Origin of the sequence: Frigoribacterium sp. MCBA15_019 (assembly GCF_001864945.1) — a bacterium.
GTDB lineage: Bacteria > Actinomycetota > Actinomycetes > Actinomycetales > Microbacteriaceae > Frigoribacterium.
Genome location: NZ_MJGS01000012.1, coordinates 535,664 through 561,151, shown reverse-complemented (window position 1 = coordinate 561,151; position 25,488 = coordinate 535,664). Strand labels below are relative to the sequence as shown.

The window sequence follows — 25,488 nt, the reverse complement described above, 5'->3', positions numbered from 1 at the left end:
CACAACATCACCGGTAGGCGCTCCAGGGGTGACGCTATCGCCGAAATGCCCGAAAACCACGTACCGGAGCAAAAAGACCTGCGGGACTCGAACCTCTAGACAGGCCGCACACCCTCAGAGACTCGGAGAGCGCACTCGCGAAGCCGTCCGCGAGCAGGTCCGCGCCACGGCCATCGACCTCTTCGTCGAACGCGGTTTTCACTCAACGACGACTAACGACATAGCCAAGGCGGTTGGCGTTTCTCCCCGCAGCTTCTTCCACCACTTCCCCACGAAGGAGGACGTCCTAAACAGCGGGTCCATTGCGCGGCCCTGGCGTCACATCCGCTCGATGAACCGATTTGGTTGTCGCTTCGGCGATCGCTCGACCCGGTGGCCGCCACCGATAGGGACGAGCGCCACCTGGGAACCGTGCGCGTGATCATGAGCACTGCCTCGCTGCGTGCGCACAACTACGAGAAGCATCTCGCGTGGGAGAGGCAAGCTCCTGCCGCTCGTTGCCGATCAGCTCAACAACTCCGCCGACCACTCGGAAGAACGCGCCGAACGCTTGCGCATGCGGCGATGGCATGCCTGGATGTCGCGATGGCACAGAGGGTCCGCGACGAAGGCAGGACCACCATGGCAGATCTACTTGACCGTATTTTCTCGTCGCTGGGATCGCTTGGCCAAGCGGGTTGCCGCCCTAGCCTCCGTCGACATCCGGAATGTACGGTCGGCGGCCCATCATGCTTCGGGAATGATGCCGACGACCGTGAGCTGATCTCCGCGGATTCTGCATTCCGCGTTGAGTCGAGAGTGGTGAGCGACAACGAAGTACTGTCTGTTGGGCTAAGGACTGCATACCGTCACTTGTCGTACGAATATGCGAGCCGTCTGAGCGGAACGGTCGTGTCATGGTCGGGTCGGTTCCAGGAGGCTGCCCTTCCTCGCTCAGCAATCAAGTGAAGGTTGCGTCGAGCCCGAGACGCGATGACGTACATGAGCTTCTTGGCTCCATCTACCTGGTCTGCGTCGCTGAAGTGGGGGACCATGCCCTCAAGGAGCGCGAACGCAATGACCGTGTCGAATTCCGCCCCTTTGACCCCGTGGATCGTCGAGACGGTAATGCCGGCACGAGGCCGAAAGACTCGACGAAAGAGCGCCACGTCGCTCAGGTAGGGAGCGCCGTCCGACGACAAACGGTCTATGCGCTCACGCGAACTGGCAAAGAACGCAGCGTGCTGGTCCTGGAGAGACCGGTAAAGCGAGTACCTGATCCCGAGCCTCGCGAATAGGGCGTCGTAATAGGAGGCAAGGTAAGCGAGTCCGTCCGATTCTTCCACTACGACGGAGTTGGACTCGCGGAGGAAGGATCGGCTCGAGATACGTGACGTATCGACCCCAGCAAGCCCGAGGTCGTTCAAAATGTCAGCCGCCCAACGCAGGCGCGTTAGAAACATGCGAGGAGAAGCCTCCGTCAAGGAGATTCTGGCCATTTTGAACCAGAAGTTATCTACGTCGCGCGAGAACGGCACCAGACCAGGGCCGTCGAACTCGTACTCGGGCATCAACGCGACCAGACGTCTTGTGAGATGGGCGAGGTGAATCCACCAGGGGGCCACCACGCATATCTCACTTGGCGCAATGCCCAAATCGACAACGCTGTGCCGAATCAACCTGGCAATTTCTGTCTCCAAGTCTTCCTTCGACGTCCGATTGTCGAACGTGAGTTCGCTGGGGTGGGACACGTCCGGGGAAGCCGCAACGATCGTCGTGCCTTGCACGTTGTAATTACCGAAGTACCCGACGATTCGACCCGATGATCTGTAGTTCCTGGAAAGTGACATCTCTCTTAGCGGGACGCTAATCAAGGCCTGAAAATCCTTTGCGGGCATGGCGAAGCCGCCAAGGGAAGTGAATATCGACTGGTTGGGGTCGCCGACGATCATCGTCCGTGTCTCGCCTGCTCCCGCGCGGATGATCGACGCCAGGATCGCGTACTGGATCTGTTTCGTGTCCTGATACTCGTCAATGGCGATGAAACTGAAGATGTTGGCCAGGACGCGGCTGATGACTCGGTTGTCCCTAATCAGTTCATACGCATATTTGAGAATGTGCTCGAAGTCAACCTGCCGCTGGGCCCGCGTTTCCGCAAAATAGTCGCTGAGGACGGCGCGGACGTTCGGGAGCTTGCTTGGTGCGCGGCAACCGAGTTCCATGGCTGAGTCGGTAAAGAAATAACCGCAATCGAATGTCGTCACACGAGGACTCGACCGCGTTCCGCAAAGCCGCTTCAGGATTGCCTCGGACTCGTGCGAGTTGATGACCTGGAAGCCGTTCTTCAGTTCCGGGTGATAAACGCCATAGGGTTTGAGTATCCACTCCAGGCAGAAGGCGTGGATCGTGCCGATCCACAACTGCTCGGTGCCGACGCCGAGGCCAGTTACGCGCTCCTCGATCTCGTCCGCCGCTCGGTGGGTATATGTGATAGCTGCGACGAACCGACGGTGCGAGTCAAGCTTGGCTAGCTCAGAAGCCACCTTGTACGTCAGCGTTCGCGTCTTACCGCTGCCGGGACAGGCGACAAGAAATACGCTTTCTTCCTCGGCGATCGCGTGCTCTTGGTCGTCGTTCAGAACTCCTTCGGCCCAGAGTCCCATCTAGTACTTACCCAGCACGTCGTTGAGACGATCATGAGGAAAGTCGGACGCGAATCGAGCTTTGACAGCAGGGAAGGACACTTGGCCGGCCCGGTAGTTGCTCAACTCTGCGCGGAACGCTACGTGGACCGGCTCGGGCGTGGTCCCGTCCGCTAGGTCCAGATGGAGCCGGTAGCTCATGATGTTGAACCACGTCTCGACGCTGATGACCGGATGAGCGAATCGCAAGGCCTCAAGGACGTAACCCGGGATGAAGACCCGGTGATCCAGATTGCCCGCCAGGAGTATCGCGAACCAGCCTTTGCCGGAGCTCCTCGCCATCGTCAGGATTCGTTTCCCGTAGCGGTAGCTGTCGCCTGACTCAAGATCCGCCTTCGCAGCGAGTCTCGTAGCGGCATCCGAGTAGACGTCGTCGACGATCCCGACAGCCGTTGAAGTGTTGCCCGCCTCGAGGAAATCCACCTCGAACGTGTGGTCCGCATAGAACGTTGATACCCATGGGTTACCGGCAGCAAAGTCGTCCAAACGGACCTTTCGCGCCGCTCCCGTCCGGTCGGATCGGACAGCACGTCGCTTGAACGTCGTCAGCGCGGGACTGTCACCGGGCTGCGGGCTCGCATCGAAGAAAGTCGCGTCAAGGTCCGTAACGACGCTGCACTTTTTGCGGATGCGTTCGTCGTCGAACAGCAAGGCCACGTTCTCGAAGCCGGTGCTTCGGATATTAACGAGGCTGATCCCAAGCTCGTCGATGCCTACGCCAAGCACGTTCTTGAGCATTACGGGGAAGAGGATTTCCTCGGCGTCTCCCTCGACAAGGATGACACTTCGGGCGAAGAGGAGGTTGCTCCTCACAGCGTCGAGATAGCGCTGGACATGGCCGATCTGTGCGTTGTCCAGGCCTCTCGCAGGCCGGAATGCCTCGCACTTCCCCTCACTGCGCCCCACGATGTTCATGCTCTCGACTTGGCTGACTTCAGAAATTTGGGTCGAGTGCGTGGAGTAGATGACCTGCGTGTCCGGGTAGTTCAGCCGATCGAACAGCGTCTTTTGAATGTGGGTGTGGATATGAGCCTCAGGCTCTTCGATGAGAAGGAAGTTAGCGATCGCCCGCGTCGAGCTCTGGTACTTAAACTCGAGGAGCTTGAGGGTCAGGTAGATGAGATTCGCACCGCCCAGGGAAAGCTCATCTATGCCCCCCTCGTAGGTCTCGCCGTCCTCCCCGACGAACAAGTTGAGCGATTGAAAGAGGTGATCAGCGTCGTCCGGGAGGCCGGACTTGATGCTGAGAGACGAAGGCGAATACGCCTCCCCGACGGCATCCTTGATCGTCTGTCGGATGTCCTTCCTAATTTCTTGGACGTCGGGCCATGCCTCGATCGAGCCATTGAGCTCTATCACCTTGTCGGTGATGACCTTGAAGCCGGCCTCGTCGACTTCCCCGCTCTTGCTCCGCAGCAAGTTGCGGAGGGGGTTAGACCTGTTGTTTCGAAAATCCTGGATCACGTCTCGCAGAGCCTGAATGTACGAGAAAGACACCTCCTTGGATACGGCGAGCTGCCGGGGCAACGTTGCGCCCAGCTCGGGAGGTTCGGTCTCGCTGCCAAAAACCGCGCTATCGAAGTCTCCGACAACGGACGCGTACCAGTCGGGGTCGCTGAAGTCCGCCGTGCTTCTCCCAGTGAAAACGGTCTCGTAATCGTCCACGGTGAGCGGATCAAGAATCGATCGCATGGCACCCACGTCACCGTCGGCGACCTGTGAAAGCTCCATCCTTATTTCCTTCCGTGGACGGAAAATCAGGTTGATAGTCGCAGTGTCCACGGGCTCGTCATCTGTGACGCCGGCTCCGTGCACGAAGAGGGCTTGCACGGATTCGTCGGCAGTTATGTCCTCAAACTGGGCACTGATGACTATCCAATGCCCTCTCCAATCACCGAGGCCCCGATGAAAGTCGCCGTCATCTAGGCGATAGGCGGCCCCGATCATGTTCTCATCAAGGAGAAGCCTGATCGCCCGAAAGAGGTTGGTCTTTCCCGTCCCGTTCTCGCCGATAACGGTATTGACGCCCGCGTTGAATTCAAAGGTCGCGCGTTCGAAGTTGCGGTAGTTGGTAAGACTCACTTTCGACATATGCACTGGTTGAAGCTCCCCTTTTGGGGACGTGCAGGGGTATCTTGGCCCCGCCCGCCCACAGTTTGATCAAATTTAGGTTCTGCCGGACTCCCGCCGAACTCGTTTTCGCAATGAACAACTGGTCCCCCGTACAACTGTAGTCATCGCATTGAGGCACAACGTCAAAATTTCCTCTGGCCTGCTTCGGCGTACCGCCGGGCGTCGGACTCACTCCGCAGGAGCTTCAACCAGGCCTTCTTCTCGCACGTCTATGTCGAGCAGGACGCCGAGGTGCACGGCGACCTCGCCCAGCCGTTCGAGACCATCTACTGGCGCACCCGACACATGTCAGGGCCAGATTCGGAAGAAGCAGACAAACCCCCAACCGCCGTGGATTTAGTCGAGGTTCTAGTCAGATATATTTGGTGCCCCTGGAGGGACTCGAACCCCCAACCCTTTCCTTAGGACGGAACTGCTCTTCCATTGAGCTACAGAGGCTGACCGTCCGAGTCTACCGAAGCCGCGCCTCCTGCCGTCCGGCCGACGAGACCATTGCACCGCGCTTCGTGCAGTACACCCCGACTAGTCGCGGTGTGATGCACGAGACGCGGTGCGAAGCAGTCCGACCGCCGGCCCGCACGAGGCAGGCCGAGCCTCACGCGGCCGCGAGGTACTCGTCCCAGTCCGCCTGCGTCCGCTCCATGCCGCGCACGACCCAGCCGACCCCGTGCGGCGGCTTCGGCGTGAAGAGCAGCTCCCAGCCCATCTCGTGCGGGGTGCGGTCGCTCTTGAGGTTGTTGCACTTGAGGCAGCACGCGACGAGGTTCTCCCAGCTGTCCGCTCCACCCCGTGACCTCGGCTGCACGTGGTCGATCGTCGTCGCCGACCGTCCGCAGTAGGCGCAGCGGTGCGAGTCACGCCGCATGACACCGCGCCGCGAGACGGGGATCTGCCGCGTGTGCGGGATGCGCACGTACCGCGTCAGCACGATCACCGACGGGCGATCCCACGACGTCACCGCTCCGAGCACGGGGTGCTCCGCATCGGCGGCGACGACGGTCGCCTTCTGGCTCATGACGAGGACGAGGGCCCGCCGGTCGGAGACCACGGCGAGGGGCTCGTAACCGGCGTTGAGGACGAGAGTGCGCATGCTTTCCCTTTCGAAGCACCCTGGACGGCTTCCAGGGATTCGATCTCTCGGGGTGGCACAGGCCCAACAGGCCCGCCGATACGAAAAAAGCACCGTCACGGGGACGGTGCTCTGTCACATGGCGGGGTGTCGTATGTGCTCGTGCGACAGCGCACCCATGGTGCGGGTGGCGGTCGAACGAGGCATCTGACGCTCCTGGTCTCAGCGGAACTCCGAGATCGCCAGGCTAAGCCCCGAAGAGCCGCTCTGCCAAGGGGCAGGGCGGCTCTTCACAGGGTGTTCAGGCGCAGGAGGCGCGGGTCGCCTACGCCCCGTAGCGCACGTAGTGCACCGCGGAGGTCCACAGCGGGCGCACGCTGACCGACCCACCGGGCTTGGGTGCGTCCAGGATCATGCCGTTGCCGGCGTAGAACCCGTCGTGCGACCCGTCGTCGAAGATGATGACGTCTCCGGGCTGCGCCTCGGCCGCCGAGATCGGCGTGCCCATCGCGCCCTGACGCGTGACCGAGTGCGGCAGCGAGATGCCGTACTGCGAGTACACGTACATGACGAAACCCGAGCAGTCGAAGCCGGCCGGGGTCGCTCCGCCGAAGACGTAGGGGGTGCCCACGTACTGCAGGGCCGTGTTGTACACCGCACTGAGGCTGAACGCGCCGGGCGTCGCCACGGTGCCGCTCGCCGAGGCGGCCACGTTCTCGGCAGCCGTCGGTCCGGTGTAGCTGGCGTAGCTCGCGGCCAGGGCGGCACGCTCGGCCTCGCGCTGGGTGGCCAGGGCCGCCGCGTTGAGGTCGGCCTGCGACGTCGCCGTGTAACCGTCGCGGGTGGCGTCGGCCAGGGCGACGTCGTCGGCGACCGCGACGCTCTGGGCGTGGCTGGTCGAGACGCTCGTCGACGCCGCGCCGACGCTCGGGTCGTTCGCGGCGGCGGGGTTCGACGCGAAGGCCGGCAGGGCCATCGTGCCGATCAGGCCGGCGGTCAGGGTCATCACGGTCACCGAGACCACGCTGCGCTTGACCGACGGGCGGCCCGAGCGGGCGGCGGGTGCGGCAGCGGCCTGGGCGCGGCGCAGCGACGAGCGGGTCGGCAGGTCGGCGGGGGTGCGGGTGGCGACGGTGCGGTTCGGGCGCACGTCGGGGGTGTGGTCTGAGCCGGGGAGGGTCAAGAGGAAGGGTCTCCTGCATCTCGACAGCTTTCGGGAAGCTGTCCCGTCCGTTCGTTCGTATCGCGACGACACACGGCAGGAGACGGGCGTGAGAGACGTCCTGCCACGGGTCCGGCGGCCGGTTCAGTGGCCTGGGGACTCAGCGACTGTAGCCGAGCGAACCCTGGGGAATCATCCTCGAGAGGGACATTTGTAACGAATCGGTAAACGAGTGCGTGATCCGGCGCAGATCGCAGGAGGCGCGGGGCACGAACGCAAGAATCCCGCGCGACCCGTCGGGCCGGTCAGAACTCGATGGGTGGGTCAGAGCCCCACGTAGATGTGCTGCGCGACCTCGGTCGGCAGTTCGAGACCCTCGTCGTGACCTTCGACCTTGACGAACACGTACGACCCCGCCGAGCGGAGGGTCGCGATGCCGCCGGGCAGCACGCCTGCGCCCTGCAGCTGCTGCAGCAGCTCGGGTTCGAACTGGACGGGCTCGGCCAGGCGACGGATCGGACGCGTGACGCCCTCGGGGTGCTCCGCGAGCACGGCCACGAGGTTGACCACGCCGTCGAGGAAGCGCCCCGCGGGTGAGTCGCCGAGTTCGTCGAGCCCCGGGATCGGGTTGCCGTAGGGCGACTCGGTCGGGTGGTCGAGCATGTCGAGCAGGCGACGTTCGACCTGTTCGCTCATGACGTGCTCCCACCGGCAGGCCTCGTCGTGGACGTAGGCCCAGTCGAGGCCGATCACGTCGGCGAGCAGGCGCTCGGCGAGGCGGTGCTTGCGCATGACGTGCGTCGCCTTGGCTCGCCCGTCGTGCGTGAGCTCGAGGTGACGGTCGCCGGACACGACGACGAGACCGTCGCGTTCCATGCGGGCGATGGTCTGCGACACGGTCGGACCGGAGTGGCCGAGACGCTCGGAGATGCGCGCACGAAGCGGCACGATGTTCTCTTCTTCGAGGTCGAGGATCGTGCGCAGGTACATCTCTGTGGTGTCGACGAGATCGGTCAACAGGGGCCTCCCGGTGGAACACGTGGACTACCCCGTCAGCCTACCGGCTGCACGCTGGGCCCCGCGCCGCGTCAGTAGGATCGAGCGCATGGCGGACATCCGGATTCCCACTGACCTCTTGCCCACCGACGGCCGCTTCGGCTGCGGCCCCTCGAAGGTGCGGGCCGCCCAGCTCGAGCACCTCGTCACCGCCGGGGCGACGATCCTCGGCACCTCGCACCGCCAGGCGCCCGTGAAGGACCTGGTCGGCCGCGTCCGCGCCGAACTCGGCGAGCTCTTCCGCCTGCCCGACGGCTACGAGGTCGTGCTGGGCAACGGCGGCTCGACCGCCTTCTGGGACGCCGCGGCGTTCGGCCTCGTCGAGAAGCGCGCCGAGAACCTCTCGTTCGGCGAGTTCGGGTCGAAGTTCGCCAAGGCCAATGCGGCCCCCTGGCTCGAGGCCCCCCACGTGATCACGGCCGAGGGCGGGTCATTGGCCGAGGTCGAGGTGCTCGAGGGCGTCGACGTCTACGCCTGGCCGCACAACGAGACCTCGACCGGCGTCATGGCGCCGGTCACCCGGGTCGCCGGCGACCCCGGTGCCCTCACCGTCGTCGACGCGACGAGCGCGGCGGGCGGCATCGACTTCGACGCCTCGCAGGCCGACGTCTACTACTTCGCCCCGCAGAAGAACTTCGCGAGCGACGGCGGCCTCTGGTTCGCGCTCTTCTCCCCCGCGGCGATCGAGCGCGTCGAGCGCATCGCCGCCAGCGGCCGGTACGTCCCCGAGTTCCTCAGCCTGAAGAACGCCGTCGACAATTCGCGGCTCGACCAGACCCTCAACACGCCCGCCCTGACTACCCTGCTGCTGCTCGAGGACCAGACCCGCTGGATGCTCGAGAACGGCGGCCTCGCCTGGGCCGACGCCCGCACGCGCGAGTCGTCGTCGGCGCTGTACGACTGGGCCACCGCCTCCGAGTACGCGACCCCGTTCGTCGTCGACCCGTCGCACCGCTCGCAGGTCGTCGCGACCATCGACTTCGCCGAGTCGATCGACGCGGCCGCCATCGCGAAGGTGCTCCGCGCCAACGGCATCGTCGACACCGAGCCCTACCGCAAGCTCGGCCGCAACCAGCTGCGCGTCGCGACCTTCACGGCCATCGAGCCCGACGACGTCCGCCAGCTGATCCGGTCGATCGAGTTCGTCGTCGACGCCCTCTGACCGATCGCCCGCACGACGAAGGCCCCGACACGATCGTGTCGGGGCCTTCGTCGTGATCCGACCCGGACGCAGGAGGCGCGGGTCGCGTTCGTGGGACTACTTCCGTCGCCTGCTCAACGGGTCCTCGTCCTCGCCGTCCCAGTCGTCGTCGTGCGACTCGTCGTCGAGGTCGGCCTCGGGGTGCGCGGCGGGGACGACGGGTGCGTCCGCCGGAACGGAGTCGTCGGAGTCGTCGTCGGAGTTGCCGGAATCCTCGACGAGGTCGTCGATGTCGACGCCGTCCACGTCACCGCCGTGCACGATCGACCCACGCTCGTCGTCGGAGTCGTCCTCGTCCTCGTCGTCCGAGTCGTCCTCGGAGTCCTCGTCGTCGTCTTCGGACTCGTCGTCGTCCTCGTCGCCGTCGTGCGCCTCCTGGGCCTTCATCTCGGCGAGACGGTCGGCCCACGGCACCCAGTCCGGGGCGAGCAGGGCGCCGTCGCCGGGCATCAGCTCGGCCTCGAGCACCGAAGGCTCTTCACCGTCGAGGTGGGCGACGCTGACCGTCCAGTGCCACCCCGGGTACCCGGGGAGGAGGGTGGCGAAGCGCACCGACGTGACACCGGGCTCGTCGTCGACCGGGTCGGCCTCGGCGCCGATGGTCTCGTCGGGCGTGATCTCGGTCAGGGCGCGGCGGGCGAGCTCGGACCAGGGCGTGCGCGTAGCGGCCTCAGGCATCGAACGAGTCCGCGACGGTGCGCAGCAGCACGGCGATGCGGGCGCCGTTCTGCGGGTAGCGGCCGTGGCGCAGGTCGCCGCCGGCCTTGTCGAGCACCTTGACCAGGTCCTCGACGATGACGGCCATGTCGTCGGCGGAGCGACGGTTCATCTTGGCGAGGCTCGGGGCGGCTTCGAGCACCCGGACCGACAGGGCCTGCGCGCCGCGCTTGCCGTCGGCGATGCCGTACTCGAGGCGGGTTCCCGCCTTGACACCCACGGTGCCGGCGGGCAGGGCCGACGCGTGGAGGAAGACCTCTTGGCCGTCATCGCTGCTGATGAAGCCGAAGCCCTTCTCGTCGTCGTAGAACTTGACCTTGCCGGTGGGCATGACTGGACCTCTCGTGAAGACGGGTGACCCTGGGGGTGGGTCGCCCCAGCTTAGATCGCCGGGTAGGGCCGCACCGCACTATCGTTGACCCGTGGCCAAGAAGATCGAACCGAGTGCGCCCTCTGACGTCAATCGTACAGAGCGCGTCCTCCTCTTCATGATCCTCGCCATCGTCGTCGTCTCGGTCCTCGCGTTCTTCACGAGGTTCGTGGGCGTGGCGACGGGTGTCACCGACTTCACCGCGGGCGTCTGGCCCGCTCTCACGATCCTGCCCCTCATCGGGCTCCCGATCGCCTTCGCGATGCTCCTGGCATTCGTGGTGGCGAGCGCCGTGCGTCGCAGCCGCGACTCACGGGGCACCAGACGGTAACCGCAGACCCGGGCTGCACGACGGCTGGAGGCCTCGACCATGGCTAGTGCACTCGACCTCGCGGGCGTCCTGCGCTCCATCGGCGACGACGACCTGCTGCGCCGACTCGCGCGGCGACAGGTCCGGGCGTCGGGCGTCCACGACGCCTTCGACCTGGCGGACGTCCTGCTCGAGCCGGCCAGCGTGCGGGACGCTCTGGCCCACCTCGACCGCGTCGCCCTGATCGTGCTGCAGGTCCTCCGGGTGCCGGGCGACGTCGACGCGGTCCACGATCGCATCGACGCCGCCTTCGAGGTCGACCGCGAGACGGTGCCCGCCGCGCTCGACCGCGTCGACGAGGCGTTCCTCGTCGTCCGCCGCGGCGACTCCGTCGCGACCCTCGACGCCGTGGCCGAGCGCCTCGACGACGACCCCGCCCTGACCCTCGACGTCCTGACCTCCGCCCGACCGCCGGTGGTGCTCGAGGCCGTCCTCGACCAGGCCCGCGACGACGCCGACGCCCGCTCGGCCGAGCGGCTCTACGCCGTGGTCATCGAGGTGGCCGAGATCCTCCGCGCCCTCGAGCAGTCGCCGGCCCGAGAGCTCGCCAAGGGTGGCCTGGCGCTGCCCGAGACGAGGCGGCTCGCCGAAGCCGCCCGGATCGACGTCGACGACGTGGCGACCGTGCTCGCCATCGCCGTGCGGGCCGGCTTGGCCGCTCCGAGCCCGGACGGCTGGGTCGTGGCCGCCGACGCGACCGACTGGCTCCGCGCCTCCTGGCCCGACCGGTGGCAGACGCTGACACGGGCCTGGCTGGGCTCGCTGCCGGCCGAGATCCTCACGGTGCTCGAGCAACGCGTCGACACCTCGTGGGGGCTGCCGCTGCGCGAGTTCTCCGACTGGTCCTACCCGGCCGGGGGCAGCTGGATCACCGATCGCATCGCCGCCTTCTCGCGCAGCGCCGAGGTGCTGGGTCTGACCTCGGACGACACGCCCACCTCGGCGGCCGTGGCCCTGTTCCGCGAGGGTCCCGCCGCCGCCCGCTCCCGCGTCGCCGCCCTGCTGCCGGACGCGGTCGAGCAGGTCTACCTGCAGCACGACCTCAGCGTCGTGTCGCCCGGGCCCCTGTCGCCGGCCATCGACGCCAGGCTCCGCGTCATCGCGGTGGTCGAGAGCGCGGGCCTGGCAGCCACCTACCGCATCACCGAGGGCGGACTCCAGCGCGCCCTGAGCGAGGGCGAGACGGCCGAGACGCTGCGCGAGTTCCTCGCCGGCATCTCGTCGACGGGCATCCCCCAGCCCCTCGACTACCTGATCCAGCAGAGCGCCGAACGACACGGGCGCTACCGCGTCCGCGCGATCGCGCCTGAAAGCGCGCCCGCGGGCGTGCCGGGCGACGCGCTGTCGCTCGTGGTCGCCGACGACCGCGCGAGCCTCGACACGCTCGAGGTCGACCAGTCGCTCTCACCCCTCGCCCTCACCCGCGTCGACGCGACGACCGTGGCGAGCCGGTTCGAGCGGGACACCGTCTTCTGGTCGCTGAGCGACGAGCGGTACCCCGTCGTCGTGGTCGACGAGGGCGGCGCCGAGGTCGTCCCGCCGTCCCGTCGCCGACCCCGACGACCGGCCCTGGTCGAGACGCGCGACCCGCTGCGCGAACTCGTCCAGCGCCTGCACACCGACGCCGGCTCCGGTGACGAGTCGACCGACCGTGCCTGGATCGCCCGCCAGCTCGACGCCGCCGTCAAGGGGCGGCTGACGGTCACGGTGACCGTCGCTATGCCCGACGGCAGCACCACCACGCTCGACATGGAGCCCACCGGCATCGGCGGCGGACGCGTCCGTGGGCGCGACAAGAAGTCGGACGTCGAGCGCACGCTGCCGCTCAAGAACGTGGTGGCGGTCGCGAGTCGCGACTGAGGCGGGCGGCCCTCAGCGGCCGACCCGCGCCTCCTCGTCCACGGGCGGCCCCCGCCCGGCTGTGAGAGGCGGCAGGAGGCGCGCCTAGACTCGTCCCTCATGACCGGACCCCTGATCGTGCAGAGCGATCGCACCGTCCTGCTCGAGGTCGCCCACGAGCAGGCGGAGGACGCGCGGCACGACCTCAGCGTCTTCGCCGAGCTCGAGCGCGCCCCCGAGCACGTGCACACCTACCGCATCACCCGACTCGGGTTGTGGAACGCACGGGCGGCCGGGCACAGCGCAGAAGACATGCTCGGCACGCTCGAGAAGTACAGCAAGTTCCCGGTGCCGCAGAGCGTCAGCGTCGACATCGCCGAGACCGTCGCGCGCTACGGCCGCATCGTCATCGAGCGCGACGGCGACCAGTTGCTGCTGCGCGGCACCGACAGCTCCGTGCTGAGCGAGGTGACCCGGGCCAAGAAGGTCGGCGAGTTGCTCGGCGTCAAGCGGGCCGACGACCTGTGGGAGCTCCTGCCCTGGGCCCGCGGTGAGGTCAAGCAGCAACTCGTCAAGCTCGGCTGGCCCGCCGAGGACCACGCCGGCTACACGCCCGGCACCCCCCACGCGATCGACCTCGACGAGAGCGACTGGCACCTGCGCGACTACCAGCAGAAGGCGATCGACAACTTCTTCGAGGGCGGCTCGGGCGTCGTCGTGCTGCCCTGCGGCGCCGGCAAGACCCTCGTGGGTGCGGGGGCCATGGCGGCCGCCGGGACGACCACGCTGATCCTCGTCACCAACACCGTCTCGGCACGGCAGTGGCGTGACGAGCTGCTCAAGCGCACGTCGCTGACCGAGGACGAGATCGGCGAGTACTCCGGCTCGGTGAAAGAGGTCAAGCCGGTCACCATCGCGACCTACCAGATCCTCACGGCCCGCCGCGGGGGCAAGTACACGCACCTCTCGCTCCTCGACGCTCTCGACTGGGGTCTCGTGGTCTACGACGAGGTGCACCTGCTGCCCGCGCCGGTCTTCAAGCTGACCGCCGAGTTGCAGGCCCGCCGCCGCCTCGGCCTCACCGCCACGCTCGTACGCGAGGACGGTCGCGAGAGCGACGTCTTCAGCCTGATCGGCCCCAAGCGCTTCGACGCCCCCTGGAAAGAGATCGAGGCCCAGGGCTTCATCTCGCCGGCCTCGTGCTACGAGGTGCGGGTCGACCTGCCCCAGGAGGCGCGGCTCGAGTACGCGGCGTCCCCCGACGACGAGCGCTACCGGCTGGCGGCCACAGCTCCGGCCAAGCTCGACGTGGTCAAGCACCTCGTGGAACGGCACGACGGCGAGCAGATCCTCGTCATCGGCCAGTACCTCGACCAGCTCGACGAGCTCGCGGCGGTGCTCGACGCCCCCACGCTGACCGGCAGCACGCCCGTCGACGAGCGCGAGCGCCTCTACCAGCGCTTCCGCGACGGCGAGCTCAAGGTGCTCGTCGTCTCGAAGGTGGCCAACTTCTCGGTCGACCTGCCCGAGGCGACCGTGGCGATCCAGGTCAGCGGCTCGTACGGGTCCAGGCAAGAAGAGGCGCAGCGACTCGGTCGTCTGCTGCGCCCGAAGAAGTCGGGCCTGCCGGCCTCGTTCTACACGCTCGTCAGCCGCGACACGGTCGACCAGGACTTCGCGCAGAACCGCCAGCGCTTCCTGGCCGAGCAGGGCTACAGCTACACGATCCTCGACTCGCCCGTGGTCGCCGCGTGACCGACGAGCAGGGTGCCGACCTGCCCCTGGGCGACGACGAGCTCTGGCGCGACAGCCTGCGCCGGGTGTTCGCGGCCGACCAGGCCCCGTTCGCGACCTTCGGGCCCCTGGTCGCCTCCCTCGACCACGACGCCATGGAGTTCCGCGGCCAGGTCGCCCGGTTCGCCGAGTGGGACCCGTCGGTCGTCGTGTCGGTCGCCCGGACCTACGAGGTACAGGGCGGGCTCCACGCGGGGGCGACCCTCAGCATCGTGACCTGGAGCCCCGATCCCGAGGTGATCGAACGCAGCGACCTGCTCGCCGGGTCGCCCGTCAAGGACCACCTGTTCGCCGGCCTCACCGCGATCGGTGCGACGGACGACGCCTCCGAGGCCCAGGTCGTCGCCGCCTCCGTCGAGGAGTTCCCGGGGTGGCAGATCACCCGGGCCTCGGGCTACACGGCGGTGCTCGAGCGGCGCGAGGGCGTCGACTTCACCCTGGCCGTGCCCGACGAGCTGCTCGAGCTCACCACGCGCGTCGCCCTGGTGCCCAACGTCGAGTGGTCCGACCCCGGCGCCTGAGCGTCCTGCCGTCTCGGCCGCCTGAGGGCTGCCGCTCCGCCCACGTGCGGGTGACGCTCCTCCTGCTCACAGGAAACACCGAGGAGGCGCGCAGATACTTGGGCGCATGAGTGACGGCCCCAAGATCCTGATCGTCGACGACGAACCGAACATCCGCGACCTGTTGACCACCAGCCTGCGTTTCGCGGGCTTCGCCGTCCGCGCGGTCGGCAACGGTGCGCAGGCGATCTCGGCGGTCCTCGAAGAAGAACCCGACCTGATCATCCTCGACGTGATGCTGCCCGACATGAACGGGTTCGGCGTGACCAAGCGCCTCCGCTCGTCGGGCTACACGTCGCCCATCCTCTTCCTCACGGCGAAGGACGACACCGAGGACAAGATCACGGGCCTCACCGTCGGCGGCGACGACTACGTCACCAAGCCCTTCAGCCTCGACGAGATCGTCGCGCGCATCAAGGCGATCCTCCGGCGCACCATGAACGAGGACGAGGACGCGATCATTCGCGCCGGCGAGCTCACGATGGACCAGGACACCCACGAGGTCACCATCGGCGAGACGGCCATCGAGCTCAGCCCCACCGAGTTCAAGCTGCTGCGCTACCTCATGCTCAACCCGAACCGCGTGCTGTCGAAGGCCCAGATCCTCGACCACGTGTGGGAGTACGACTTCAACGGCGACGCCGGCATCGTCGAGAGCTACATCTCGTACCTGCGTCGCAAGCTCGACCAGTTCTCGACCGAGCCGATCATCCAGACCAAGCGCGGCTTCGGCTACATGCTGAAGGCCTCCAAGGCCTGACGGACCGCCTCCGGCCCGTCCAGCCGTCGAAGCCCGACCGCCCCGAGCGGTCGGGCTTCTTCGCGCGTGCGGTGGCGAGCGGGGTGTGCCCAGCCGGCTCCGATAACGTCTGACCTCATGCACGCTCGCCTCTCGCAGTGGTGGAACGAGATCTCCATCCGCACCAAGATCACCGGCATCACGGTGACCCTGGTCACCCTCGGCCTCGTCGTCGCCGGCCTCGGCACGATGACCGTCCTCAGCACCTACCTGATGGGGCAGGTCGACACGTCCCTGCGGAACTCGGCGACCAACTTCACCAGCGCCTCCTTCGACCAGGCGGACTCCCGATCGTGCACCGTGAACTTCGCCGGCCTGACCAGCAGCTACGTGGCGATCCTCGACGACGAGGGCGACCTCATCTGCGACACCCGCTCACAGCTGTCGAGTGCCACCGACGCCCCCGACCTCTCCGGCGTCGGCGTCGCCGGCGCTCCCCTCGACGAGGCCTTCAACCGGTACAACGCGACTCGTGACAACGAGTGGCGCCTCTTCGCGCACGCGGCCAACCTGCGCTCGACCGACGCCCAGGGCGGCGTGACGACCGTGCCGGCCGTCATCGTGGCCGGCACGAACCTGGCGGGCACGAACGCGACCATCGGGCGCTTCGGCGGCATCTTCCTGGGGTTCGGTCTCTCGGTCGTCGTGCTCGGCGCCGCCCTCACCCGCCTGCTCGTCACGTCGACCTTCGCGCCGCTGCGCGACGTCGAGGCCACCGCGGCCCGCTTCGCCGACGGCGACTTCACCCAACGACTCGACTCGACCACCCCGAACACCGAGGTGGGACGACTGAACCGGTCCCTGAACACGATGCTCAACCGCATCGACAGCGCCTTCGACGACCGCGCCAGGACGATCGACCAGATGCGCCGTTTCGTCGGCGACGCGAGCCACGAACTCCGGACGCCGCTCGTCTCGCTCCGCGGCTACGCCGAGCTGTACCGCATGGGTGCGCTGACCAAGCCCGAGGACGTCGCCCAGGCCATGGACCGCATCGAAAAGGAGGCCATCCGCATGGGCGTGCTGGTGCAGGACCTCCTCGCCCTCGCCCGTCTCGACGAGTCCAAGCCGCTCGAGCTCGGTCCCGTCGACCTCGTGCAGCTGGCCCGCGACTCGGCCCTCGACACCATGGCGTCGAACCCCGATCGAGACATCGACGTGATCGTGCTCGAGCCCGTCCTCGCCTCGGCGCAGGCTCCGACCGACGGCGACGAGACACCGGCCGACGGACGCTCCCCCGAGACCGCGCCACCGGCCGCGAGCACCCCGGCCACAGGCACCTCGCCCACGGATGCCTCGCCCGGCGCGACGGGTGCGATCTCGTTCGCGGGTGCGACCCTCGCCCGCCTCCGCAGCCTGAGGGCGAGGGCCGTCCGCAACGGTGACACGGCCACCGCCGCCCAGCTCCAGGACGAGGTGCAGAAGTTCGAGGCCCCGGCCATCGTGCACGGCGAAGAGAACAAGATCCGCCAGGTCATCACCAACCTCATGGGCAACGCCATGCGGTTCACCGAGCCGGACAGCCCGATCGAGCTCGTGGTGCAGTCCGACCCCGGGCGCGGAGTGGCCACCGTCGCCATCGTCGACCACGGCGAGGGCATCCCGCCGCAGATCCGCGAGAAGATCTTCCAGCGCTTCTGGCGTGCCGACTCGTCGCGCACCCGCGACACGGGCGGCAGCGGCCTCGGCCTCGCTATCGTGTCGGGCATCGTCGCGGCCCACGGCGGCTCGGTGGACGTCGACGACACCCCCGGGGGTGGAGCCACGTTCCGCGTCGCCCTGCCGCTGATGCCCGCCGACGCGGTCACCGCGGCCGAGCCCGCCGCCGCGACCGCCTAGCCGGGCCTACCCCGGCCCGCGGCCCGCGCCCGCCGCCGCGCGCCCTGCGCCCCGCGCCCCGCGCACCCCGCACCGCGCCCCGCACCTCGCGCCGCACCACGCACCACGCACCACGCACCACGACGCCAGGAAGTGGACACCGCACCACGTTTTCTCGTGGCGTCGTGACCAGGTCCTGGCGTCGTGCGCATTTCGTGGCGTCGTCCGGAGCCGGCCGGACTGCGGGACACGTCCCTCCCCCGGCAACGCCGAAGGGCGGCTCCCCCGGAGGGGAACCGCCCTTGAGCGTGTGCGCGGTGTGAGCCGCGCGGCTGCGGACTAGAAGTCCATGCCACCCGAGGGGTCGCCGGCCGGGGCCGGGTTCTTCTCGGGCTTGTCGGCGACGACGGCCTCGGTCGTGAGGAACAGACCGGCGATCGACGCGGCGTTCTGCAGAGCCGAACGCGTGACCTTGGCGGGGTCGATGATGCCGGCGGCCAGCATGTCGACGTACTCGCCGGTCGCGGCGTTGAGGCCCCAACCGATGTCGAGCCCGCGGACCTTGTCGGCCACGACGCCGGGCTCCATGCCGGCGTTGAAGGCGATCTGCTTCAGGGGAGCGTCGATCGCGACGCGGACGATGTTCGCACCCGTCGCCTCGTCGCCCTCGAGCTGCAGGTTCGCCAGAGCGGTCTTGCCGGCCTGGATGAGGGCGACGCCACCACCGGCGACGATGCCCTCTTCGACGGCGGCCTTCGCGTTGCGCACGGCGTCCTCGATGCGGTGCTTGCGCTCTTTCAGCTCGACCTCGGTCGCGGCACCCGCCTTGATGACGGCGACGCCACCGGCGAGCTTCGCGAGACGCTCCTGGAGCTTCTCGCGGTCGTAGTCGCTGTCGGTCGCCTCGATCTCGCTGCGGATCTGACGGACGCGGCCGGCGATCTGCTCGTCGTCACCGGCACCCTCGACGATGGTCGTCTCGTCCTTGGTGATGATGACCTTGCGGGCACGACCGAGCAGGTCGAGCGTCGCGTTCTCGAGCTTGAGACCGACCTCTTCGGCGATGACCTGACCACCGGTGAGGATCGCGATGTCCTGCAGCTGCGCCTTGCGACGGTCGCCGAAGCCGGGGGCCTTGACGGCGACCGACTTGAAGATGCCGCGGATCTTGTTCACGACGAGCGTGGCCAGGGCCTCGCCGTCGACGTCCTCCGCGATGATGAGCAGCTGCTTGCCCGACTGGATGACCTTGTCGACGATCGGCAGCAGGTCTTTGATGTTCGAGATCTTCGAGTTGACGATGAGCACGTAGGCGTCTTCGAAGACGGCCTCCTGGCGCTCGGGGTCGGTGACGAAGTACTGCGACAGGTAGCCCTTGTCGAAGCGCATGCCCTCGGTGAGCTCGAGCTCGGTGCCGAAGGTGTTGCTCTCTTCGACGGTGACGACGCCCTCTTTGCCGACCTTGTCGATCGCTTCGGCGATGAGTGCACCGATGGTGGGGTCGGCGGCCGAGATCGAGGCCGTGGCAGCGATCTGCTCTTTGGTCTCGATGTCCTTCGCGTCGGCGAGCAGCTGGTCGGAGACGGCCTGGGCGGCCTTCTCGATGCCGCGCTTCAGCGAGATGGGGTCGGCACCGGCCGCGACGTTGCGCAGACCTTCGCGGACGAGGGCCTGGGCCAGCACCGTCGCGGTGGTCGTGCCGTCACCGGCGACGTCGTCGGTCTTCTTCGCGACCTCTTTGACGAGCTCGGCACCGATCTTCTCGAAGGGGTCGTCGAGCTCGATCTCTTTGGCGATGGAGACGCCGTCGTTCGTGATGGTGGGGGCGCCCCACTTCTTCTCGAGCACGACGTTGCGACCACGCGGGCCGAGCGTGACCTTCACCGCGTCGGCCAGGATGTTCAGGCCACGCTCGAGGCCACGACGGGCCTCTTCGTCAAAAGCAATGATCTTAGCCATGTGTGTTTTTCGTCCCTCCCGGACGTCATGAAGCAGAAGCATTGGCACTCACGTGTCGCGAGTGCCAGCAACGATTCTGGCACTCGCCCGATGAGAGTGCAAGTGACGTGGCAGGGCCCGGACGCACGAGCACGCCGCCACGGCGGACCGTGACGGCGTGCGACGAGGGAGTGGGAACGTCGAGGCGCTCCGACGGACCTCAGGCGAGCCGGACGGACTCCGCCTGCGGCCCCTTGTCGCCCGTGCCGACCTCGAACACGACGGCCTGGCCCTCTTCGAGGACCTTGTACCCGCTCATGTCGATCGCCGAGTAGTGCACGAAGACGTCCTGGCCGTCTCCCTCGACGGTGATGAAGCCGAAGCCCTTCTCCGCGTTGAACCATTTCACGGTCCCGTTTGCCATGGTGTCGCTCCCCTTGCTGTGGTGGTACGGCGCGTGCGGTGCTGCAGAGCCGGGTCGTCGACGCAGTCATCTGCGAGCCCGGACGGGACAGCCTCACTCGTGCAGAACACCAGGTCGGCGAGCCGTGGGGGGCGACCAATTCCAGATGCTAGCCACGGGAAAAGCGGAAGAACACACCTCGAACGAGAAACACCCGCTGAAAACGAGGATTTCACCGGTAATTAAACGCGGGCGTAACACGGGAGGCGCGGTGAGGGCCCGACGGGACCCGCGCCTCCTCGGATCGGGCCGGCGGGGAGGGCCTTGTCAGGCGCTGTAGTCGGCCCCGAGGACGATCGTGACGGCGGCACCCGGGAAGGCGTCGCTCGCCTCGACGTCGGTGATGCCGAGCTGCTGGGCGAGCCCGAGCGCCGCGGCCTCGTCGTCGGCCGCCGAGTAGTAGACGGTGGACGTCGCGACGCGCTCGCTGGCGTTGCCCTGGGTGCCGACGACCCAGCCGGCGGTCTCGAGCCGCTCGGAGGCCGAACCGGCGAGCCCGGCGGTGGCCGTGCCGTTCAGGACGGTGATGGTGGTGACCGAGGGGTCGACCTGCGAGGGGTCCGTCAGCGGGGCCACCGTCGGCGTGGCCGTCGGGGTCGCCGTCTCGGTGTCGGGCGCCTGGGCCTCGGCGGTGCTCGACGACGACGGGTTGACGAACTGGAAGCTGTTGTTCGCGACCCCGAGGTAGACGACGCCGGCACCGACGAGCACGCCGACGGCGAGCGCCGCCCAGGCGAAGCCGATCCAGCCGCTGCCGGGGCGCTTCTCGGCCCGGTGGGCCCCGACACGGTCGAGGTCGGCGGGGACGTCGTCGAACCGGTCTCGGTCGAATTTCGGCATGCGTGGTCTCTCGTGGGTCAGCGGGTCGGACCGAACGAACGAGTCGATCGGGCGTCGCGGCGGGCGACTCGCAGGCGCTGCAGGCGGCCGACGAGCATGGGTGCGTACGCCAGTGCAGCGGGTCGGTCTATGAGCGAGTTGAGCAACTGCTGGTAACGGACGACCCCGAGGCCGAACTCGCGACGGATCGCGGCCTCCCGGGCGCCGGCCGAGGCGGGGGCACGCTGCTCGAAGTCGAGGACGGCGCGGTCGCGTTCGGACAGCACGCTCGAGCGCACGTCGTCACCTGTCGCGTTCTCGTCCATCGTGGCGGCCCTCCCCTGGGTTCCGGGTCATCCTATGGGCGGCGCCCCGACCGATCGCGGAGGCCGAGGGCGTGGTCCGACAACGCGCCCACCCGCCCGGGGCACCGCCGGTCGCCCGGTGCGGGGAGCCGACTCGCGGTCAGGCCGTGAGGTGCAGCCGCGTGCCGTGGGCGTCCCCCACGCCCAGCACCCGGCCGTCGAGGGCGAGGGCCGCGAACGCGTCGTCGGGAGACACCCCGGGTGGCACCTCGGCGACCACGTCCGTCAGCAGGTCGCGCCGCTCGTACGAAATCCACCGCGCACCCAGCCGGCCGACCTCGTCGACGAAGGCCTGGCGCCGCCGACCCGGCAGGTAGACGAGCGTGCCCGTCGAGACGACGACCGGCGTGGCGCCCGTCGGGGCCTCGTCCACGACGGCGGCGAGACCGTCGACGGCGTCCGCCGCGACGAGCCGAGGAGGCGCGGTGCGGGCGAGCGCGACGGCCCGCCCCAGCAGGTCCCGCCGGTCACCGCGCTCGGGCGGCAGCAGGGTCTCGAGCCAGGCCACCTGCTCGGGGTCGCGGACGTCGACGGGGTCGAGGTCGAGGCCCGCCCGCCAGACGACCTCGGGCAGCCGTCCCGTCGGCAGCTCGGCCCGAGACCGGGTCACCCCCTCGACGACGACGTCGATCCCGAGCTGCACCGTGCTCGACGTGTCACCCCAGGTCCGGTCGCCCGATCGGTAGCCGTAGCGGTCGACACCGAGGCAGAGGCCGGCCGAGGCGCCGACCTCGATGAGGGCGATCGGGCCCAGCACGCGGTCCAGCGCGATCGACAGCGGGGCGCAGCGGCGCACGTCGTTGGTCTGGGTGAGTCGCCGACCGAGCTCGGCCACGACGTCGTCGGAGCGGGCGAGCAGCCAGGGCCTCAGCACCGACCAGGACCCGTGCGGCGCACCCAGCCACCGGCAGACCGCGAGGACGAGGACGGGCTGGCGCCGCGCCTCCTCGGCCCGGTCGACGACGGCGAGCGCCGCCGGGTCGCCCGCGATGCCCCGCGCGAGCTCGGCCTGCGACGGCGCCCCCTCGCGGTCGAAGGCGAGGGCCGCGGCCAGGAAGCGGTCGGAGGTGCTCACGACCAGGAGTCTGGCAGCCCGGTGGGGGCCGGGGAATCGTCCACCGGTCGACCGTGTTGAATGAGGAGTCCCGACAAGCAAGGAGATCATCGTGGCGTACAAGATCGAGAAGACCGACGAGCAGTGGCGCGAAGAGCTCGACGCCGAGCAGTACTCCGTCCTGCGGGAGGCCGCCACCGAGCGCCCCTGGACCGGTGAGCTGCTCGACGAGAGCCGTGCCGGCGTCTACGCGTGTGCGGCGTGCAGCGCCGAACTGTTCAAGAGCGGCACCAAGTTCGACAGCGGTTGCGGCTGGCCGAGCTTCTACGAGTCGGTGAACCCGGACGCGGTGCAGCTGATCGAGGACAACTCGCTCGGCATGACCCGCACCGAGGTCCGGTGCGCGAACTGCGGCTCGCACCTGGGCCACGTGTTCCCCGACGGCTTCGGCACGCCGACCGGCGACCGGTACTGCATGAACAGCATCTCGCTCGACTTCAAGGCCGCCGAGTAGTGAGCGCCGTCGCCGACGCCGCCCGGCGTCGACGGTCACGGTCGAAGGTCACCGACGTCGCCCCGACGCACGAGCAGCTGCTCGACGCCGTGCGATCGGCGGCGACGGTGGCGGACCATTCCGAGCTGCGCCCCTGGCGGCTGATCGAGTTCCGAGGCGACGACCGGCTCGTCGTGGGCCGCTCGCTGGCCGACGCGGGCGGGGCCGAGGGCCACGCCCGCGACAAGCTGACGCAGAAGGCGCTGCGTGCTCCCCTGATCGTCGCGGTGGTCGTCTCGCCGCGCGAGAGCCGCAAGGTGCCCTACTGGGAGCAAGAATCGGTCGCCTCGGGTGTGGCGCACCTGCTGTCGCTCGTGCTCGACGACGAGGGCTGGGGCGTGTTCTGGCGTACCGGCGCCCTGACCCGGGCGCCCGAGGTGGCGACGGCGCACGGCCTGCGCGACGGAGAACAGCTGCTGGGCTGGCTCTACGTCGGCGGTCGTGACGGCGACGACGCCAAGCCACGGAAGCTGCTCGACCCCGAGCAGTTCGTCAGCACGCCGTAGTTCGTCGGTGCCCCTGCGGGCACCGACCCGGTCACCAGGTCTTGTGGCTGTTGCCGATCACCGTGATGGGCAGCCAGAACGAGCCGGTCATCAGGACGATGCCCCCGAAGAAGACGAAGGCGTTGGGTTCGCCGGAGCCGAACGAGTAGGCGAACAGGGCGAAGCTGACGAAGAGCAGGGCGAGCGAACCGATCGCGGTCAAGATCGTGGACAAGGGGGCTCCTCAGGTCGGTGCGTCCGGCGGGCGCGGTGCGCTCCGTCTACTTCACCACTTCTCGGCCTCGGAGCGCCAATCCTGCACGGACCGCATGTCGGGACGGTTCGTGTGATCGCCCGCCGCGCGTCGATGCCCGGCCCGGACGTCGACCATTCCGACGGGCGATCGGCATCCTGTACATTGGTCCGACGAAAAGAAATGCCGCCTTGGCGCAGTGGTAGCGCAGTGCTCTTGTAAAGCTCAGGTCGTCGGTTCGAATCCGACAGGCGGCTCCGACGAAGCGCTTCCTCTGACGAGGGCGGCTCAGCCGCCGAGGGCGACGAGCAGGTGACGCAGGCCGTCCGCGACGGCCGCGCGCGCCTCCTCCGGCAGGGCGGCGAGCATCGCCCGCTCGTCGGCGAGCTGCACCTCGAGCACGCGGTCGATCAGGCGTCGCCCGGAGGCGGTGGGCGCGACGAAGTAGCCACGGTGGTCGGCAGGGTTCGCCGAGCGATCGACGAGGCCTGCCGCGAGCAATCCCTTGACGCGCTTCGTGACGGCCGGCGGCGACAGGAGCGTCTCGTCGGCCAGTTGTGTCGGACTCCTCGGGGCGTCTCGTCGGGTCAGGGCCGCCAGCAGGTCGAAGTCCGCCCGCCCCAGGCCGAACTCGGCGAGCAGGTCGTCGCTGCGCCGCTGCACGATGCGGGCGAGCCGGTTCACCCTGCCGATGACCGGGATGGCCGAGACGTCGAGGTCGGGCCGCAACTCGCGCCACCGGTCGTGGACGTCGTCCATCACGTCGCGGGGCCCGGGATCGGTCATGCTCTTGAGCCTACCGATGGTTCACGAGTAAAGTAGTCGAGAGATCATTCACCCGTGAAGCAGTTCGACGACGAGCGCCCACGCCGCGTCGACCAGAGGACCGCTCCATCACGACCACGACCCCCACCCACCGCCTGCTGCCGCACCCGCGCGACCTGGTCCGCTTCGGCCCTCACGACGGGGCACACCGCCCCGCAGCCCGCGTCGCCGTCGCGGTGCTCGTGCCGATGGTCGTGCTCGCCATGATCGGGCACGTGGAGTGGACGCCCTACGCCGTCTTCGGGGCCTTCGCCTCGGCGTTCGGCCGAGGGCTGCCCCGCTTCCAGCGGCTCGAGATGCAGCTCGAGGCCGGGCTCGTCCTCGTCGCCTGCGTGGTGCTGGGCACCGCGCTGACCGCCTCGTCGGCCCCGGTCTGGGTGCTCGTCGTCACGATCGGTCTCGTCGCCGGCGTCACGTCCGCCGTCTCCGACCTACGCCGCTGGAGCCCGCCCGGCCCGCTCTTCTTCGTCTTCGGCCTCGGCGTCTCGGCGTTCGTCCCCGCGACCGCGTCGACCGTCGCGGTGGCCGCGGTCGTCGCCCCGGCGAGCCTCGCGCTCGCCCTGCTCGCGTCGGTCGCGGGCGTGCTGCTGCCCGCCGGCCGCCGCGCGCTCGCCACCGTCGACGGACGCCGATGGAGGCGCGGCCCCCGCCCCCTGGACGGCCGACGGACGGTCGTCCACGCCGCCGTCTGCCTGGTGGCCTCGATCGCGGCCGGGCTGATCAGCCTCGGTCTCGGCGTGCAGAGTCCGTACTGGGCGATGGTGTCGGCCGTGGTGCCCGTGGTGGGGACCGCGACGGCGGGCCAGCTCGTGCGGGCCGGCCACCGCCTCCTCGGCACCCTCGTCGGGGTCGGCCTCGCCGCCCTGCTGCTGGCCTGGCAGCCCGGGGTCGCGGCCCTGATCGTCGCCTTCGGCGTGCTGCAGTTCGCGACCGAGCTGCTGATCGTCCGCAACTACGGGTTGGCGCTCGTGTTCATCACGCCCATGGCGCTCGGCATGCGGGCACTCGGCGGCGCACCCGTCGACGTGGCCGCCCTCGTGGCGGCCCGCACGGCCGACACCGCCATCGGGGTGGGCGTGGTGGTCGTCGTGCTGCTCGCGACGCACCGACTGCGGCGGCCCCGCCCGGAGGCGACCGTCTGAACGGGTGGCCGGGACGGCACCC

The 25,488-nt window shown here is 68.4% G+C and carries 26 protein-coding genes and 2 tRNA genes; 13 read left to right on the top strand and 15 right to left on the bottom strand.

Going from position 1 to position 25,488, the window contains the following annotated elements; genetic code table 11:
- Positions 1–28: 28 nt before the first annotated feature.
- On the top strand, positions 29–421 hold the full coding sequence (locus BIV04_RS17525) for a TetR/AcrR family transcriptional regulator (protein WP_083396392.1): 393 nt from the start codon (positions 29–31) through the stop codon (positions 419–421).
- The gene (locus tag BIV04_RS17520) at positions 373–948 is read left to right on the top strand and encodes a hypothetical protein (RefSeq protein WP_177174813.1); all 576 of its coding nucleotides are present in this window, start codon (positions 373–375) and stop codon (positions 946–948) included. Before BIV04_RS17525 ends, BIV04_RS17520 begins: the two co-directional genes overlap by 49 nt.
- On the opposite strand, the gene BIV04_RS11835 is transcribed toward BIV04_RS17520, so the two are convergent.
- The 6 genes from BIV04_RS11835 to BIV04_RS11810 form a co-directional block, all read right to left on the bottom strand.
- The gene (locus BIV04_RS11835) at positions 849–2,642 is read right to left on the bottom strand and encodes a UvrD-helicase domain-containing protein (protein ID WP_071256437.1); all 1,794 of its coding nucleotides are present in this window, start codon (positions 2,640–2,642) and stop codon (positions 849–851) included. The two genes, BIV04_RS17520 and BIV04_RS11835, sit on opposite strands and share 100 nt — an antisense overlap.
- A complete protein-coding gene (locus BIV04_RS11830; protein WP_218141851.1) occupies positions 2,643–4,772 on the bottom strand; it encodes an ATP-dependent endonuclease in 2,130 nt (709 codons plus the stop codon).
- 405 nt (positions 4,773–5,177) lie between these two features.
- Positions 5,178–5,252: transfer RNA gene (locus BIV04_RS11825), tRNA-Arg, on the bottom strand.
- A 157-nt stretch (positions 5,253–5,409) separates the two neighbouring features.
- Complete coding sequence (locus BIV04_RS11820) at positions 5,410–5,904, bottom strand: HNH endonuclease (RefSeq protein ID WP_071256434.1); 495 nt, start codon at positions 5,902–5,904, stop codon at positions 5,410–5,412.
- A 304-nt stretch (positions 5,905–6,208) separates the two neighbouring features.
- Positions 6,209–7,033: a C40 family peptidase gene (locus BIV04_RS17315; protein ID WP_218141850.1), complete on the bottom strand. Its 825-nt coding sequence runs from the start codon at positions 7,031–7,033 to the stop codon at positions 6,209–6,211.
- 336 nt (positions 7,034–7,369) lie between these two features.
- Positions 7,370–8,062, bottom strand: a complete 693-nt coding sequence (locus BIV04_RS11810) for a metal-dependent transcriptional regulator (RefSeq protein WP_043593511.1) — start codon at positions 8,060–8,062, stop codon at positions 7,370–7,372.
- Positions 8,063–8,150: 88 nt separating this feature from the next.
- Between BIV04_RS11810 and serC the strand changes: the two genes are divergently transcribed.
- Positions 8,151–9,263, top strand: coding sequence for a phosphoserine transaminase (serC, locus tag BIV04_RS11805; protein WP_071256432.1), 1,113 nt, complete (start codon positions 8,151–8,153; stop codon positions 9,261–9,263).
- A gap of 96 nt (positions 9,264–9,359) precedes the next feature.
- On the opposite strand, the gene BIV04_RS11800 is transcribed toward serC, so the two are convergent.
- Both BIV04_RS11800 and BIV04_RS11795 read right to left on the bottom strand, forming a co-directional pair.
- Positions 9,360–9,980, bottom strand: coding sequence for a DUF3027 domain-containing protein (locus BIV04_RS11800; protein ID WP_071256431.1), 621 nt, complete (start codon positions 9,978–9,980; stop codon positions 9,360–9,362).
- Positions 9,973–10,350, bottom strand: a complete 378-nt coding sequence (locus BIV04_RS11795) for a cold-shock protein (protein ID WP_043593516.1) — start codon at positions 10,348–10,350, stop codon at positions 9,973–9,975. The genes BIV04_RS11800 and BIV04_RS11795 overlap by 8 nt, the downstream gene beginning before the upstream one ends.
- A 91-nt stretch (positions 10,351–10,441) precedes the next feature.
- Here BIV04_RS11795 and BIV04_RS11790 point away from each other — a divergent pair, with 91 nt between their 5' ends.
- From BIV04_RS11790 to BIV04_RS11765, 6 genes are all read left to right on the top strand, one after another.
- A complete protein-coding gene (locus BIV04_RS11790) occupies positions 10,442–10,720 on the top strand; it encodes a hypothetical protein (RefSeq protein WP_054146822.1) in 279 nt (92 codons plus the stop codon).
- A gap of 39 nt (positions 10,721–10,759) precedes the next feature.
- The gene (locus tag BIV04_RS11785) at positions 10,760–12,619 is read left to right on the top strand and encodes a helicase-associated domain-containing protein (RefSeq protein ID WP_071256430.1); all 1,860 of its coding nucleotides are present in this window, start codon (positions 10,760–10,762) and stop codon (positions 12,617–12,619) included.
- Between the two features lie 99 nt (positions 12,620–12,718).
- Positions 12,719–14,353, top strand: coding sequence for a DNA repair helicase XPB (locus BIV04_RS11780; RefSeq protein ID WP_071256429.1), 1,635 nt, complete (start codon positions 12,719–12,721; stop codon positions 14,351–14,353).
- Positions 14,350–14,913: a hypothetical protein gene (locus BIV04_RS11775; RefSeq protein ID WP_071256428.1), complete on the top strand. Its 564-nt coding sequence runs from the start codon at positions 14,350–14,352 to the stop codon at positions 14,911–14,913. Before BIV04_RS11780 ends, BIV04_RS11775 begins: the two co-directional genes overlap by 4 nt.
- A 106-nt stretch (positions 14,914–15,019) precedes the next feature.
- Positions 15,020–15,712 (top strand): response regulator transcription factor, encoded by a 693-nt coding sequence (locus tag BIV04_RS11770; RefSeq protein WP_054146826.1) that lies wholly within the window; start codon positions 15,020–15,022, stop codon positions 15,710–15,712.
- A 117-nt stretch (positions 15,713–15,829) separates the two neighbouring features.
- A complete protein-coding gene (locus BIV04_RS11765; protein ID WP_071256426.1) occupies positions 15,830–17,590 on the top strand; it encodes a cell wall metabolism sensor histidine kinase WalK in 1,761 nt (586 codons plus the stop codon).
- Between the two features lie 318 nt (positions 17,591–17,908).
- Here the strand turns inward: BIV04_RS11765 and groL are convergent, their stop codons facing one another.
- The 5 genes from groL to BIV04_RS11740 form a co-directional block, all read right to left on the bottom strand.
- The gene (gene groL, locus BIV04_RS11760; RefSeq protein ID WP_043593524.1) at positions 17,909–19,528 is read right to left on the bottom strand and encodes a chaperonin GroEL; all 1,620 of its coding nucleotides are present in this window, start codon (positions 19,526–19,528) and stop codon (positions 17,909–17,911) included.
- Between the two features lie 199 nt (positions 19,529–19,727).
- Positions 19,728–19,931, bottom strand: a complete 204-nt coding sequence (locus BIV04_RS11755; protein ID WP_043593527.1) for a cold-shock protein — start codon at positions 19,929–19,931, stop codon at positions 19,728–19,730.
- 306 nt (positions 19,932–20,237) lie between these two features.
- Positions 20,238–20,810, bottom strand: a complete 573-nt coding sequence (locus tag BIV04_RS11750; protein ID WP_071256424.1) for a LytR C-terminal domain-containing protein — start codon at positions 20,808–20,810, stop codon at positions 20,238–20,240.
- A 17-nt stretch (positions 20,811–20,827) separates the two neighbouring features.
- Positions 20,828–21,115 carry a DUF3263 domain-containing protein gene (locus BIV04_RS11745; RefSeq protein WP_071256422.1) on the bottom strand — a complete coding sequence of 96 codons (288 nt, stop codon included), beginning with the start codon at positions 21,113–21,115 and terminating at the stop codon, positions 20,828–20,830.
- 139 nt (positions 21,116–21,254) lie between these two features.
- On the bottom strand, positions 21,255–22,229 hold the full coding sequence (locus BIV04_RS11740) for a DUF2332 domain-containing protein (RefSeq protein ID WP_071256420.1): 975 nt from the start codon (positions 22,227–22,229) through the stop codon (positions 21,255–21,257).
- Between the two features lie 91 nt (positions 22,230–22,320).
- Here BIV04_RS11740 and msrB point away from each other — a divergent pair, with 91 nt between their 5' ends.
- Positions 22,321–22,722, top strand: coding sequence for a peptide-methionine (R)-S-oxide reductase MsrB (msrB, locus tag BIV04_RS11735; protein WP_043593533.1), 402 nt, complete (start codon positions 22,321–22,323; stop codon positions 22,720–22,722).
- Positions 22,722–23,267, top strand: coding sequence for a nitroreductase family protein (locus tag BIV04_RS11730; protein WP_071256419.1), 546 nt, complete (start codon positions 22,722–22,724; stop codon positions 23,265–23,267). The genes msrB and BIV04_RS11730 overlap by 1 nt, the downstream gene beginning before the upstream one ends.
- Before the next feature lie 31 nt (positions 23,268–23,298).
- On the opposite strand, the gene BIV04_RS11725 is transcribed toward BIV04_RS11730, so the two are convergent.
- A complete protein-coding gene (locus BIV04_RS11725) occupies positions 23,299–23,481 on the bottom strand; it encodes a hypothetical protein (protein WP_071256417.1) in 183 nt (60 codons plus the stop codon).
- Positions 23,482–23,684: 203 nt separating this feature from the next.
- On the opposite strand from BIV04_RS11725, the gene BIV04_RS11720 reads away from it, so the two are divergent.
- A tRNA-Thr gene (locus BIV04_RS11720) sits at positions 23,685–23,756 on the top strand.
- Between the two features lie 31 nt (positions 23,757–23,787).
- Here the strand turns inward: BIV04_RS11720 and BIV04_RS11715 are convergent.
- Entirely contained in the window at positions 23,788–24,285 is a 498-nt protein-coding gene (locus BIV04_RS11715) for a MarR family winged helix-turn-helix transcriptional regulator (protein WP_071256416.1), read from the bottom strand.
- A 242-nt stretch (positions 24,286–24,527) separates the two neighbouring features.
- Between BIV04_RS11715 and BIV04_RS11710 the strand changes: the two genes are divergently transcribed.
- A complete protein-coding gene (locus tag BIV04_RS11710; RefSeq protein WP_177174812.1) occupies positions 24,528–25,466 on the top strand; it encodes an FUSC family protein in 939 nt (312 codons plus the stop codon).
- The last annotated feature ends 22 nt before the right edge of the window (positions 25,467–25,488 follow it).

Coding starts and splice junctions, on each gene's coding strand:
- BIV04_RS11835 (WP_071256437.1), bottom strand. CDS start 2,642: ATGGGACTCTGGGCCGAAGGAGTTCTGAACGACGACCAAGAGCACGCG.
- BIV04_RS11830 (WP_218141851.1), bottom strand. CDS start 4,772: ATGTCGAAAGTGAGTCTTACCAACTACCGCAACTTCGAACGCGCGACC.
- BIV04_RS11820 (WP_071256434.1), bottom strand. CDS start 5,904: ATGCGCACTCTCGTCCTCAACGCCGGTTACGAGCCCCTCGCCGTGGTC.
- serC (WP_071256432.1), top strand. CDS start 8,151: ATGGCGGACATCCGGATTCCCACTGACCTCTTGCCCACCGACGGCCGC.
- BIV04_RS11800 (WP_071256431.1), bottom strand. CDS start 9,980: ATGCCTGAGGCCGCTACGCGCACGCCCTGGTCCGAGCTCGCCCGCCGC.
- BIV04_RS11795 (WP_043593516.1), bottom strand. CDS start 10,350: ATGCCCACCGGCAAGGTCAAGTTCTACGACGACGAGAAGGGCTTCGGC.
- BIV04_RS11785 (WP_071256430.1), top strand. CDS start 10,760: ATGGCTAGTGCACTCGACCTCGCGGGCGTCCTGCGCTCCATCGGCGAC.
- BIV04_RS11780 (WP_071256429.1), top strand. CDS start 12,719: ATGACCGGACCCCTGATCGTGCAGAGCGATCGCACCGTCCTGCTCGAG.
- BIV04_RS11770 (WP_054146826.1), top strand. CDS start 15,020: ATGAGTGACGGCCCCAAGATCCTGATCGTCGACGACGAACCGAACATC.
- BIV04_RS11765 (WP_071256426.1), top strand. CDS start 15,830: ATGCACGCTCGCCTCTCGCAGTGGTGGAACGAGATCTCCATCCGCACC.
- groL (WP_043593524.1), bottom strand. CDS start 19,528: ATGGCTAAGATCATTGCTTTTGACGAAGAGGCCCGTCGTGGCCTCGAG.
- BIV04_RS11755 (WP_043593527.1), bottom strand. CDS start 19,931: ATGGCAAACGGGACCGTGAAATGGTTCAACGCGGAGAAGGGCTTCGGC.
- BIV04_RS11750 (WP_071256424.1), bottom strand. CDS start 20,810: ATGCCGAAATTCGACCGAGACCGGTTCGACGACGTCCCCGCCGACCTC.
- BIV04_RS11745 (WP_071256422.1), bottom strand. CDS start 21,115: ATGGACGAGAACGCGACAGGTGACGACGTGCGCTCGAGCGTGCTGTCC.
- BIV04_RS11715 (WP_071256416.1), bottom strand. CDS start 24,285: ATGACCGATCCCGGGCCCCGCGACGTGATGGACGACGTCCACGACCGG.
- BIV04_RS11710 (WP_177174812.1), top strand. CDS start 24,528: ATGATCGGGCACGTGGAGTGGACGCCCTACGCCGTCTTCGGGGCCTTC.